The organism is Streptomyces sp. 7R007 (assembly GCF_054850255.1).
In genome coordinates this window covers 109,223-121,449 of the sequence record NZ_JBTWMV010000012.1, presented here as the reverse complement: position 1 = coordinate 121,449, position 12,227 = coordinate 109,223, and the positions used below count along the sequence as shown (strand labels likewise).

Annotated in this window: 11 protein-coding genes and 1 riboswitch; all 11 genes read left to right on the top strand. The window is 70.9% G+C overall.

What is annotated here, in order from left to right:
- Entirely contained in the window at window positions 1-639 is a 639-nt protein-coding gene (locus ACYF6T_RS18145; protein ID WP_461697642.1) for a SurA N-terminal domain-containing protein, read from the top strand.
- Between the two features lie 282 nt (window positions 640-921).
- Window positions 922-1,911 carry a nucleoside triphosphate pyrophosphohydrolase gene (locus ACYF6T_RS18140; RefSeq protein WP_461697641.1) on the top strand — a complete coding sequence of 330 codons (990 nt, stop codon included), beginning with the start codon at window positions 922-924 and terminating at the stop codon, window positions 1,909-1,911.
- 80 nt (window positions 1,912-1,991) lie between these two features.
- Complete coding sequence (locus ACYF6T_RS18135; RefSeq protein WP_461697640.1) at window positions 1,992-3,677, top strand: hypothetical protein; 1,686 nt, start codon at window positions 1,992-1,994, stop codon at window positions 3,675-3,677.
- Window positions 3,674-4,984, top strand: a complete 1,311-nt coding sequence (locus tag ACYF6T_RS18130; protein WP_461697638.1) for a cytochrome P450 family protein — start codon at window positions 3,674-3,676, stop codon at window positions 4,982-4,984. The genes ACYF6T_RS18135 and ACYF6T_RS18130 overlap by 4 nt, the downstream gene beginning before the upstream one ends.
- 125 nt (window positions 4,985-5,109) lie before the next feature.
- Window positions 5,110-6,105 (top strand): transglycosylase family protein, encoded by a 996-nt coding sequence (locus ACYF6T_RS18125; protein ID WP_461697637.1) that lies wholly within the window; start codon window positions 5,110-5,112, stop codon window positions 6,103-6,105.
- A gap of 220 nt (window positions 6,106-6,325) precedes the next feature.
- Window positions 6,326-6,496: riboswitch (cyclic di-AMP (ydaO/yuaA leader) on the top strand.
- Window positions 6,497-6,500: 4 nt separating this feature from the next.
- The gene (locus tag ACYF6T_RS18120; protein WP_461697636.1) at window positions 6,501-7,193 is read left to right on the top strand and encodes a transglycosylase family protein; all 693 of its coding nucleotides are present in this window, start codon (window positions 6,501-6,503) and stop codon (window positions 7,191-7,193) included.
- Window positions 7,194-7,508: 315 nt separating this feature from the next.
- The gene (gene eno / locus ACYF6T_RS18115) at window positions 7,509-8,795 is read left to right on the top strand and encodes a phosphopyruvate hydratase (protein WP_461697635.1); all 1,287 of its coding nucleotides are present in this window, start codon (window positions 7,509-7,511) and stop codon (window positions 8,793-8,795) included.
- 114 nt (window positions 8,796-8,909) lie between these two features.
- Window positions 8,910-9,386: an FtsB family cell division protein gene (locus ACYF6T_RS18110; protein WP_461697633.1), complete on the top strand. Its 477-nt coding sequence runs from the start codon at window positions 8,910-8,912 to the stop codon at window positions 9,384-9,386.
- A gap of 23 nt (window positions 9,387-9,409) precedes the next feature.
- Window positions 9,410-9,985, top strand: coding sequence for a DUF501 domain-containing protein (locus ACYF6T_RS18105; RefSeq protein WP_461697631.1), 576 nt, complete (start codon window positions 9,410-9,412; stop codon window positions 9,983-9,985).
- Complete coding sequence (locus ACYF6T_RS18100; RefSeq protein WP_461697629.1) at window positions 9,982-10,923, top strand: Ppx/GppA phosphatase family protein; 942 nt, start codon at window positions 9,982-9,984, stop codon at window positions 10,921-10,923. The genes ACYF6T_RS18105 and ACYF6T_RS18100 overlap by 4 nt, the downstream gene beginning before the upstream one ends.
- A 108-nt stretch (window positions 10,924-11,031) precedes the next feature.
- A complete protein-coding gene (locus ACYF6T_RS18095) occupies window positions 11,032-11,928 on the top strand; it encodes a PRC and DUF2382 domain-containing protein (protein ID WP_461697628.1) in 897 nt (298 codons plus the stop codon).
- Window positions 11,929-12,227 lie beyond the last annotated feature (299 nt).

The window sequence follows — 12,227 nt, the reverse complement described above, 5'->3', positions numbered from 1 at the left end:
TTGCACCGCCGCCGTCGCACCGCGCTCCTGCTCTCCGCCGCGATCGCCGCGGCTCCCCTGCTGACCGCCTGCGGAAGCGACGCGCATCCGGGCGCGGCAGCCGTCGTCGGCGGCCGGCGGATCACCGTCTCGCAGCTGGAGAACCGGGTGAACGAGGTGCGCGCGGCACAGCGTGCGGCCGTCACGAGCGACGCGCAGTACCGGCAGGCCGTCGCGCAGAGCGGCAGCCTCACCCGCGACACCCTGCACGGCATGATCCTCGACAAGGTGCTGCACCGCGCCGCCGAGGACGCGGGCGTGACCGTGAGCCGCCGCGAGATCCAGCAGATGCGCGCCGGCCTCGAACAACAGGTCGGCGGCGCCAAGGCGCTCCAGATGACCTGGCTGCAGCAGTACGGCATCGCCCCGCAGCGCCTCGACGACAACCTCCGCCTCCAGCTGGAGGCCCAGAAACTCGCCACGGCCCTCGGCACCGACACCAGCAAGCAGCCCTTCTGGAACGCCCTGTCCAAGGCGTCCAAGGAGCTGCACGTCGACCTCAACCCCCGCTACGGCATCTGGGACGTCCAGAAGAGCAGCCGCGTGGACGCCAAGACGCCGTGGGTCCGGGAGGTCACGGCGCCCCAGCAGACGGCCTGAGCGCGCTTCCCTCGCCGGTCCGCCTTGTGCCTGAGCGTGCTTTCTTCGCCGGGTCCGCCCTGTGCCTGAGCGGGTCTTCCTCGCCGGGTCCGCCCTGTGCCTGAGCGTGCTGCCCTCGCCGGGTCCGTCCTGTGCACAAGCGGGCTTTCCTCGCCGGTCCGCCCTGTGCCTGAGCGTGCTTTGCTCGCCGGTCCCGTCCTGTGGCACAAGCGGGCCTTCCTCGCCGGTCCCGGCCTGTGGATAACTCGTGGGGCTGTCGGTGACGTGGGTTAGCTTCGAATCGTGACCGCAACCAGCCCCGCCCCCGCCCCGGCCGCCACCCCCGGCCGCATCGTCCTGCTCACCACCAGCCACCGCGTGGCGCCCGGCCTGCTGTCCTGGCCCGCCTGGCAGACGCTGCACGCCGCCGACCGTGTGCTGTGCGCGGACGGCGCGCACCCGCAGTTGCCGTATCTGCGGGAGGCGGGGGTAGCCGTGGAGCAGGCGTCCCCGACCGCCGAGGACCTGGTCGCCGCCTGCGCGGGCGGCCGCACGGTGGTCGTCGTCGCAGGCGGTGAGGGTGAGCCGGCCCTCACCGACGGACTGGCCCGCTTGGCGGGCTCCGGCCGCGTGTCGATGCCCGAGCTGGAGCTCCTGCCCGCCTCCTACGATCTCCCCGGCGCGCGCCTCCTCGACCTCGTCCAGGTCATGGACCGCATCCGCGCCGAATGCCCCTGGTTCTCCCAGCAGACCCACAAGGGGCTGGCGAAGTACGGCATCGAGGAGGCGTACGAACTCGTCGAGGCGATCGAGGAGGGCGACCGCGACGAACTGCGCGAGGAACTGGGCGACGTCCTCCTCCAGGTCGTCTTCCACGCCCGCATCGCCGAGGAGGACCCGGACGAGCCCTTCTCCATCGACGACGTGGCCGGCGGCATCGTCGCCAAGCTCATCCACCGCCACCCCCACGTCTTCGGCGACGAGACGGCCACGACCCCGGAGGAGGTCAAGGAACACTGGCTGCGCACCAAGGCCGTCGAGAAGCGGCGGGAGTCGGTGACCGACGGCATACCCCTGGGCCAGCCGGGCCTGGCCCTCGCGTCCAAGCTGGCGTCCCGGGTCCGCACAGCCGGCCTCCAGGTCCCCCTGCCGACGGGCGAGGGCATCGGCTACGACCTGCTGGCACTGGCGGCACGGGCGGAAGCGGAGGGCGTGGACCCGGAGGCGGCGCTGCGGGCGGCGGCGCGGGCTTATCGGGACGCCGTGCGGCAGGCCGAAGGGGTCGACGCTTAGGGGCCACCCCCTGGAGCAGGCGCTAGTACCGTTGCTCACACGGGTGGCTGTACTGCGTGGGGGCTTGCATGGAGCAGGAGTTGGAATCGCTCTTGGAGGTGCTCCTCGCACTGCCGGACGGGGAGCGGCTCTCCCGTTTCCCCGGGTACCGCAGCCGTGACTCGCTGCGCAGCCATCTGATCGCCCTGCGGTCCCACAGCCCCGAGACCTACCAGCAGCTCGTTGACGAGCTGGGCACGTCGAGCGGGCCGGCTGACGATGGCGCGCATCGGCTCTTCTCTCGCCGGCCCGACTGGTTCCAGGGGTTCAGGGACATCTCCCCATCTCCCGCCCGCGAAACGCCCGCACCCGCATCGACGCCGGTCGCCGATCACCTTGACTTCCGTGACGCCACCTTTCACGGCCAGGTCGTCGGCGTACAGCATCACCACTACGGGCGTGAGCCGGCCGCGCCCGTCGAGTGGAGCGCCGCACACGACATCGACCCGCTGGAGTTCGGCGTGCGTCCGACCCGGCACGTGCCCGGGCTTGCGGACGTACCGCCGTACGTCCTGCGGGACTGTGACAGAGAGCTGCGTGACCTGCTGGAACAGGGCGGCGGACTGGTCCTGATCCTTGGCGAACCGTACGCGGGCAAGTCGTACACCGCCTGGAACGCCGTGCGGTCGTTGGTGGAGCGGGGGTACCTGCTGCACGCCCCTGATCCAGGTGCGGACCTGCTCGGCCTCCTCGGTGGCCTGAAGGGCAGTCGTGGGCGGTACGTGCTGTGGCTCGACGAGCTGGGTGATCACCTCGGTCCCGGAGGACTGGACCGACGGCTGCTGGGACGCCTGACCAGCCTCGGTGTGGTCGTACTGGGGACGATGACACCCGAGGAGTACTACCGGCGGCGCGCCGGAACCGGACCGGGCGAGGCGGTGCTGGCCCTGGCACGCAGGGTCGAGCTGCCGCGTGAGTGGAGCGAGCGGGAACTGGCGCGGCTGGCCCGGCACACGGACGACCCGCGCGCGTATCCCGCGTACATGTGGAGCGGCCGGGAGGGCGCGGCCTCGTACTTCGCCATCGGGCACGTGCTGTACGACGAGTGGCAGCGTGGGGGCACCCAAGCGGAGCATCCCATGGGGCAGTTACTCGTCCGAGCAGTCGTCGATCTCGCCCGGTGCGGGGTCACCGAGCCCGTCCCGGTGGATTTCCTGCGGCGGATCTCGACGCTGTACGGCGCACCGCCGACGGATCGTGAGAGCTTCGAGCAGGGAATGGCCTGGGCCACCGCACCGTCCTTCGGCATCTCGGGCCTTCTCGTGGAGGGCGACAAGGGCGGTACGTGGCGGGTCTACGGGGCGCTGGTCGCGGAGGCGCTGGGGTCGGGGAAGCTGCCGCCCGTACCTGACGACGTGTGGTGGGTGCTGCTCCGCAACCGGCGGGTCGACCGTGCGGCCGTGCTGGACGCGGCCCGGGCGGCGATGCGCTCGCGTATCGAGGCCGGTGACACCGCGGTCATCGTCCAGTTCGCCCTGTGCACCGACGGAGCGGAGCGGGAGGCGTGGTTCCAGAGGGCCGCGGACCTCGGCGACACATGGGCGGCCGGCAGACTGGGCGAACTGCTGCTGCGACGCGGTGACCAGGAGAGGGCGATTCCGTACCTGACGGTGGCCGCCGAGCACGGGGAGACGGCCGTGGCGGGCACCTTGGCGGGGATCTACGAAGCCCGGGCCCGGTACTGGCGCGACCGCGCGAAGCCGAACACGGATACCGTCAAGGAGTGACCCACCAGCCCCCGCCCCCCAGCCCCCTCCCCGACCTCTTCACCTGGGAGTTCGCCACCGACCCCTACCCCGCCTACGCCTGGCTGCGCGAGCACGCCCCCGTGCACCGGACCACGCTGCCCAGCGGCGTCGAGGCATGGTTGGTCACCCGGTACGCCGACGCGAAGCAGACGCTCGCCGACCCCCGTCTGTCCAAGAACCCGGCGCACCACGACGAGCCCGCGCACGCCAGGGGGAAGACCGGGATTCCGGGGGAGCGGAAGGCGGAGCTGATGACGCATCTGCTCAACATCGACCCGCCCGACCACACCCGCCTGCGCCGCCTGGTGAGCAAGGCCTTCACCCCGCGTCGCGTGGCCGAGTTCGCCCCCCGCGTTCAGGAGCTCACCGACCAGCTCATCGACCGGTTCGCGGCGAAGGGCGAGGCGGACCTCATCCACGAGTTCGCCTTCCCCCTCCCCATCTACGCCATCTGCGACCTGCTCGGCGTCCCCCGCGAGGACCAGGACGACTTCCGGGACTGGGCCGGCATGATGATCCGTCACGGCGGGGGCCCGCGCGGCGGAGTGGCGCGGTCGGTCAAGAAGATGCGCGGCTACCTCGCCGAACTCATCCACAAGAAGCGTGCCGCGCTCCCCGCCGCCCCCGTGCCCGGCGAGGACCTCATCTCCGGCCTCATCCGCGCCTCCGACCACGGCGAGCACCTCACCGAGAACGAGGCCGCGGCCATGGCGTTCATCCTCCTGTTCGCCGGCTTCGAGACCACCGTCAACCTCATCGGCAACGGTACCTACGCCCTCCTCACCCACCCCGAGCAGAAGGCACGGCTCCAGACGTCACTGGCGGCACAGGACCGCGCCCTGCTGGAGACCGGCGTCGAGGAACTCCTGCGCTACGACGGCCCCGTAGAGCTCGCCACCTGGCGCTTCGCCACCGAGCCGCTCACCATCGGCGGGCAGCGCATCGCCCCCGGCGACCCCGTCCTCGTCGTCCTCGCCGCCGCCGACCGCGATCCGCAGCGGTTCGCCGATCCGGACACCCTCGACCTGTCCCGGCGTGACAACCAGCACCTCGGATACGGCCACGGCATCCACTACTGCCTCGGCGCGCCCCTCGCCCGCCTGGAGGGCCAGACCGCGCTCGCCACCCTCCTCACCCGCCTCCCGGACCTGCGACTGGCCGTGGATCCGGCGGAGTTGAGATGGCGCGGCGGACTCATCATGCGCGGACTGCGCACCCTTCCCGTCGAGTTCACCGCCGAACACGGCACACGCGCGAGCAAACATGACACGCGCTCAAGTCTGTGATCTTCACGTGATCTACGCGGCATTAACTTGTGACAAGTGATCGACTGCCGATACGTTCACGGGTCAACGACGGCGCCCGGGTTCCGCGCGCCGCCGGTCCCTGTCGTCTCGGGAAAGGTCCCCGCATGCTCTCCGGGAACGGTCGACACCGTCGCCCCCGCCAGGCCCCGGCGCTCCTCGTCGCGGCCGGCGTGACCGGTTCCGCCATCGCGATCCCGCTCCTCGGCGCGGCGAGCGCGAACGCCGCCGACGGCTCCACGTGGGACAAGGTGGCGAACTGCGAGACGGGCGGCTCCTGGAGCGAGAACAGCGGCAACGGCTTCTACGGCGGACTCCGGCTCTCCCAGGAGGACTGGGAGAAGTACGGCGGTCTCGACTACGCCCCGAGCGCCGACCTCGCCAGCCGCAACCAGCAGATAGCCGTCGCCGAGAAGCTGCTCGCCGCCGAAGGCGTGGGCGCCTTCCACACCTGCGGGCTGACCTCCGGGCTGAGCCAGGACGACGTCTCCGACGACATCGACACCGGTGTGGGGAACAACTCGTCGGATTCGGCCGGTTCGTCGGGTTCATCGGATACGTCCGACGGCTCGGGCGAGTCCGGCGGGTCCGGTCTCTCCGACGGCCTCGGACTCTCCGGCACCTCCGGCTCCTCCGACGGTTCGTCCGATACGTCCTCTTCGTCGGGCGGCTCCTCCGACTCCTCCGCCTCGCCCAGCCCTTCCGCAAGTCAGGACAACTCCGCCAAGTCGGACACCTCCGCCTCCCCGTCGCCCTCGCAGAGCGCGGACGGTTCGCCCACGGAACCGGCCGGCACCGACAACCCGGAGCAGAGCGTCGGCTCCTGGCACCTCGTCGACACCGGCTCCGTCGGCTCCGGCCGGCACCGCGGCGGCAGCGCCGAGGAGTCCGCGACGGACGCCGACTCCGCCTCCTCCTCCGGCCGTCACGCCTCACGCACCGGCGACTCGTACACCGTCCGCGCCGGCGACACGCTCGCCTCCATCGCCGACTCGCTTGACCTCCAAGGCGGGTGGCGCGCGCTCTACGCCCTCAACGAGAAGGCGATCGGCGCCGACCCGAGTCGCATCGTTCCCGGTCAGACCCTGCTTGTCGGGTCCTAAAGGGGCGAAAGGCGACGGGAGTTGACGCCCGGTTCCACCCCGCGTTCGCTCCGCATTCGCTGCGGAATGTCCGTTTCGGTGAAAGTGTGGGATGAGTCTCAGAAGCCCTGATCGTCTTTGAAATCTCGCCGATTCCGTGTCTACGGTCATGACCGCTCGGCAACCCGAGCCCCGGCTGCCGCAACGCCGAATCCTGCCAGCGGCCGTCCGGGAACAGTCGTCGCGTCAAGCGCCGTAGGCAGGAGCGGGGGACCCAAGGTAAGCGCCCCACCGGGTAGTCGACGGTGGCGGCTTGGGGTGAAGCCGCGTCTCGCGGAAGCGAGGACGCGGCCGGGCAACTCAACCGGCCCGAACCCGACAGCTCACCTCGCAGGCGTCGGTGAGGGGATCCATCCATGCTGTTTTCCGGCAAGGGCAAGCACCGTCGTCCGTCCAAGGCCACCCGCGCCGCCGCGCTCGCCGGTGTCACCGGCGTCGCCATCGCCGCCCCGCTGATGGCGGCCGGCAACGCCTCCGCCGCCACCGCCTCCGAGTGGGACGCCGTCGCCCAGTGCGAGTCCGGCGGCAACTGGTCCATCAACACCGGCAACGGCTACTACGGCGGCCTGCAGTTCTCCGCCTCGACCTGGGCCGCGTACGGCGGCACCGCCTACGCCCCGCAGGCCAACCAGGCCACCAAGGCGCAGCAGATAGCCGTCGCCGAGAAGGTCCTCGCCTCCCAGGGCAAGGGCGCCTGGCCGGTGTGCGGCACGGGCCTGTCCAGCGCCGCCTACAACGGCTCCAGCGCGTCCACCGGCTCCTCGTCGAGCAGCAGCGGCACCACCACCCGCTCGACCGAGCAGCAGAGCGCCTCCCGCTCCTCCGAGCGCTCGACGGTGCAGAAGTCGGCCAAGACCGTCACCACCCCGACCGGCAAGAAGGTCAAGAAGGGCGACGGCGAGTACAAGGTCGTCAAGGGCGACACCCTCAGCTCGATCGCCGAGAAGCACGGCGTCAAGGGCGGCTGGAAGAAGCTGTTCGAGCTGAACAAGGACATCGTCGAGGACGCCAACCTGATCTACCCGGGTCAGCAGCTGCACCTGAAGTAACAGCTGAACCACAGCGCCCTCACAGCCGTGTCCCCCAGTATGGGGGGCACGTGAGGGCCTCCCCCCGCCCTCACGGGCTCCCCGCTCCGGTGCGTGTTCCCCCGTACGCACCGGGGCGGGGCTTTTTCCTGCGCGGCGCGCCACCGCACAGGCGCGGGCCGCCGTTGCACACCCTTCTTTGTTCCGTTCAGAAACAATTTACTCTCGGTTCTGCCCAAGAGGCGGTCGGCGGCGTGGCCGATCGGCGCAAGACGGTTAGGCTCGTCTCGCAGAGCCACTGCGGCACTGCGTAGCCGCGTCACATTGAAGAAGGAGATGCTCGTGCCGTCCATCGACGTCGTCGTAGCCCGGGAAATCCTGGACTCCCGAGGCAATCCCACGGTCGAGGTCGAGGTCGGCCTCGACGACGGCAGCACGGGTCGTGCCGCCGTCCCGTCCGGCGCCTCCACCGGCGCCTTCGAGGCCATCGAGCTGCGCGACGGGGACCAGAACCGCTACCAGGGCAAGGGCGTCGAGAAGGCCGTCCTCGCCGTCATCGAGCAGATCGGCCCCGAGCTGGTCGGCTACGACGCCACCGAGCAGCGCCTGATCGACCAGGCCATGTTCGACCTGGACGCCACCGACAACAAGGGCTCCCTCGGCGCCAACGCCATCCTCGGCGTCTCCCTCGCCGTCGCCCACGCCGCCTCCGAGGCCAGCGACCTGCCGCTCTTCCGCTACCTGGGCGGCCCGAACGCGCACCTGCTGCCGGTGCCGATGATGAACATCCTGAACGGCGGCTCGCACGCCGACTCCAACGTGGACATCCAGGAGTTCATGATCGCCCCGATCGGCGCGGAGTCCTTCTCCGAGGCCCTGCGCTGGGGCGCCGAGGTCTACCACACCCTCAAGTCCGTCCTGAAGTCCAAGGGCCTGGCCACCGGCCTCGGCGACGAGGGCGGCTTCGCCCCGAACCTGGGCTCCAACCGCGAGGCCCTCGACCTCATCCTCGAGGCGATCAAGCAGGCCGGGTACGTCCCCGGCGAGCAGATCGCCCTCGCCCTCGACGTGGCCGCCTCCGAGTTCTACAAGGAGGGCAAGTACGTCTTCGAGGGCAAGGAGCGCTCCGCCGCGGAGATGACGGAGTACTACGAGGAGCTGGTCGCGGCCTACCCGCTCGTCTCCATCGAGGACCCGCTGTTCGAGGACGACTGGGCCGGCTGGAAGGTGCTCACCGACAAGCTCGGCGACAAGATCCAGATCGTCGGCGACGACCTGTTCGTCACCAACCCCGAGCGCCTGGCCCGCGGCATCGAGGAGGGCGCCGCCAACGCCCTGCTGGTCAAGGTCAACCAGATCGGCTCGCTGACCGAGACCCTGGACGCCGTCGAGCTCGCCCAGCGCAACGGCTTCAAGTGCATGATGTCCCACCGCTCCGGCGAGACCGAGGACGTCACCATCGCCGACCTGGCCGTCGCCACCAACTGCGGCCAGATCAAGACCGGTGCCCCGGCCCGCTCCGAGCGCGTCGCCAAGTACAACCAGCTGCTGCGCATCGAGGAGATCCTCGACGACGCCGCGGTGTACGCCGGCCGCAGCGCCTTCCCGCGCTTCAAGGGCTGAGCGGACCGGCACTGGGCCTTTAAGGGTCAAGGCTGCGCCAGTCGTACGTACGTCCCCGTACCGGTCCCGTACCGTGTGCGGGGACGTACGCGCGTGTGAACGGGAGGCGGGGACATGGCCGTGAAGGACCGGGACCGGTTCTCCACCACGACCAGACTGCGGCTGCTCGGCGAGCAGACGGCGGCCCGCGTCTACCGTTCCCAGACCCGGCGCCAGGCCCGCCGCTCCCGGCTCACCGGCCGCGCGGCCCTGCTCGCGCTCGTGCTGTGCACGCTCGTCGTGGCGCTCGCCTACCCGATAAGGCAGTACGTCTCCCAGCGCGCCGAGATCGCCGACCTGGAGCGCCAGAAGCAGCAGGCCGCGCGGAAGGTGGAGCAGCTGCGCGACCTCAAGGCGCGCTGGCAGGACGACTCCTACGCCGAGCAGCAGATCCGGCAGCGGCTGCACTACGTGATGCCGGGCGAGACGGGGTACGTCGTCATCGACCCGGACGCGGCGCAGCAGTCGCGGGCCGACCTGGGGGCCGCCGACCGGCCCTGGTACGCGAACGTCTGGGACGGGGTCGACAAGTCCGACGCCTCCGACCAGTGACCCGATAAGAAAGACAGTTCTCAGTGGAAACGCCTCCGCCGCCCACCCCGCGCACCGAGCCCACCGACGCCGACGTCGAGGCCTTCAAGCAGCAGCTGGGCAGGCCCCCGCGCGGCCTGCGCGCGATCGCGCACCGGTGCCCGTGCGGGCAGCCGGACGTCGTGGAGACGGCGCCGCGGCTCCCCGACGGCACGCCCTTCCCGACGACGTACTACCTGACCTGCCCGCGGGCCGCGTCGGCGATCGGGACGCTGGAGGCGAACGGGGTGATGAAGGAGATGACCGAGCGGCTGCGGACCGACCCGGAGCTGGCCGCCGCCTACCGCGCCGCGCACGAGGACTACCTCCGGCGGCGCGACGAGATCGAGGTCCTGGAGGGCTTCCCGAGCGCGGGCGGCATGCCGGACCGGGTGAAGTGCCTGCACGTGCTGGTGGGCCACTCGCTGGCCGCGGGCCCGGGGGTGAACCCGCTGGGCGACGAGGCGATCGCGATGCTGCCGGAGTGGTGGCTGAAGGGGCCGTGCGTGACGCCGGTCCAGCAGGAGTCCGTACCGGGGACGACCGCTCGGGAGACGACCGTTCAGGGGGAGGCCCAGTGACCCGCGTAGCCGCCGTCGACTGCGGTACGAACTCCATCCGGCTGCTCGTCGCCGACGCCGACCCGGCGACCGGGGAACTGGTCGACCTGGACCGCCGGATGACCATCGTGCGGCTCGGGCAGGGCGTGGACCGGACCGGGCGGCTCGCGCCCGAGGCGCTGGAGCGGACCTTCGCGGCCTGCCGGGAGTACGCGGCCGTCGTCAAGGAGCACGGCGCCGAGCGGCTGCGGTTCGTGGCCACGTCGGCCTCCCGGGACGCCGAGAACCGGGACGAGTTCGTCCGGGGCGTGCTCGACATCCTGGGCGTCGAGCCCGAGGTCATCTCCGGGGACCAGGAGGCGGAGTTCTCCTTCACCGGCGCCACCAGGGAACTGGCGGGCGGCGACCACCTGGACAAGCCGTACCTGGTCGTGGACATCGGCGGCGGGTCCACCGAGTTCGTCGTCGGCGAGGAGCACGTCCGGGCCGCCCGGTCCGTGGACGTGGGGTGCGTGCGCATGACCGAACGGCACCTCGTGCGGGACGGGGTCGTGAGCGACCCGCCGTCCGAGGCGCAGATCGCGGCCATGCGGGCCGACATCGAGCGGGCCCTGGACCTCGCCGAGGAGACGGTGCCGCTGCGGCGGGCGCGCACGCTGGTGGGGCTCGCGGGGTCGGTGACCACCGTGTCGGCGATCGCGCAGGAGCTGCCCGAGTACGACTCCGCCCGCATCCACCACTCCCGGGTCTCCCGCGAGCGCGTCCGCGAGATCACCGAGTGGCTGCTGCACTCCACGCACGCCGAGCGCGCCGCCGTACCGTCGATGCACCCGGGGCGGGTGGACGTCATCGCCGCGGGGGCCCTCGTACTGCTGTCGATCATGGAGCGCATCGGCGCGGAGGAGGTCGTCGTGAGCGAGCACGACATCCTCGACGGCATCGCGTGGTCGGTGGCGTAAGAGCACTAACGAAAAGAACGCGAACCTTGTTGCTGATGGGCCGTTTCGTCCCTTTTGTGGTGGTGAACCCGCCAAGAGAGTCACTCCACGAGAGGGATGAGACGAACCATGATCAACAGAGAGCAGATCCCGGCCGTCCTGGACCACCCGGTCATCGACGAGGGCGGCAAGAAGATCGGTGAGGCCAAGCACGTCTTCCTGGACGACGTGACCGGGACCCCGGAGTGGGTCTCCGTGAAGACCGGCATGTTCGGCACCAGCGAGACGTTCGTCCCGATCCGCGACGCGCGGGTGGTGGACGGCCACACCGAGGTCCCCTACTCCAAGGGCAAGGTCAAGGACGCGCCGCACGTGGACATCGACAACGGCGGCCACCTCTCGGAGACCGAGGAGCACCGGCTCTACGAGTACTACGGCATCGACTGGGACGAGTCCTGGTCCCGCGCCAACCAGCCCGGCGAGGGCGGCTGGGCCCACGGGGACGGCCAGGGCGCCGCCGGCGCCGCGGGCATGGCCGGCACGGCGGGCGGGACCGGCATGGCTGGAACCGCCGGTACTGCCGGTACTGCGGGTGCCGCCGGAGCCGAAGCGCGTGGCCCGCGGGACGACGCGATGACGCGCTCCGAGGAGCGCATGCACGTCGGCGTCGAGCGCCGCGAAACGGGCCGCGCACGGCTGCGCAAGTACGTCGTGACCGAGGAGGAGCAGCACACCGTCCCGCTGCGCCACGAGGAGGTGCGCGTCGAGCGCGAGCCGATCACCGAGGCCAACCGCGACGCCGCCATGACCGGCCCGGAGATCAGCGAGGCCGAGCACGAGGTGGTGCTGCACGAGGAGCGGCCGGTCGTCGAGACCGAGGCCGTCCCCGTCGAGCGGGTGCGCCTGACCACCGACGAGCACGTCGAGGAGGAGACGGTCCGCGGGCAGGTGCGCAAGGAACGCATCGAGGGCACGGCCGAGGAGATCGACGACGACCGCCACGGCATGGGTCCCGAGCGCCCGTAGGAGCGCGATACCCGCTGGTCAGCAGCAACTGTTGAGCGAGTTCGGCCACGGTTGAGCGGGGTCGGCGAGCCGTTCGGTGACATGCCGTCGGGAAACATCGTGAAGTTCTTCACAAGGAATTCCGTCCCGCCGAGGCCCCGAACGCCTTCGGATCCATCCTCCGGGTGCCGAACTCGCCTTGAACATGTTCAGAAGGCGGCCGGAACGCGCCTTCGGATCGCGCGCTCCCAGGGGCCTTCCGGACCCCTCACGACCACCCCTGGCGCCCAGAGAGGCAGCTCACGCGGCATTGACAACGG

Bases quoted from the DNA above. Each gene is read 5' to 3' on its own strand.
- ACYF6T_RS18095 (WP_461697628.1), top strand. From the start codon at position 11,032: ATGATCAACAGAGAGCAGATCCCGGCCGTCCTGGACCACCCGGTCATC.
- ACYF6T_RS18110 (WP_461697633.1), top strand. From the start codon at position 8,910: ATGGCCGTGAAGGACCGGGACCGGTTCTCCACCACGACCAGACTGCGG.
- eno (WP_461697635.1), top strand. From the start codon at position 7,509: ATGCTCGTGCCGTCCATCGACGTCGTCGTAGCCCGGGAAATCCTGGAC.
- ACYF6T_RS18125 (WP_461697637.1), top strand. From the start codon at position 5,110: ATGCTCTCCGGGAACGGTCGACACCGTCGCCCCCGCCAGGCCCCGGCG.
- ACYF6T_RS18120 (WP_461697636.1), top strand. From the start codon at position 6,501: ATGCTGTTTTCCGGCAAGGGCAAGCACCGTCGTCCGTCCAAGGCCACC.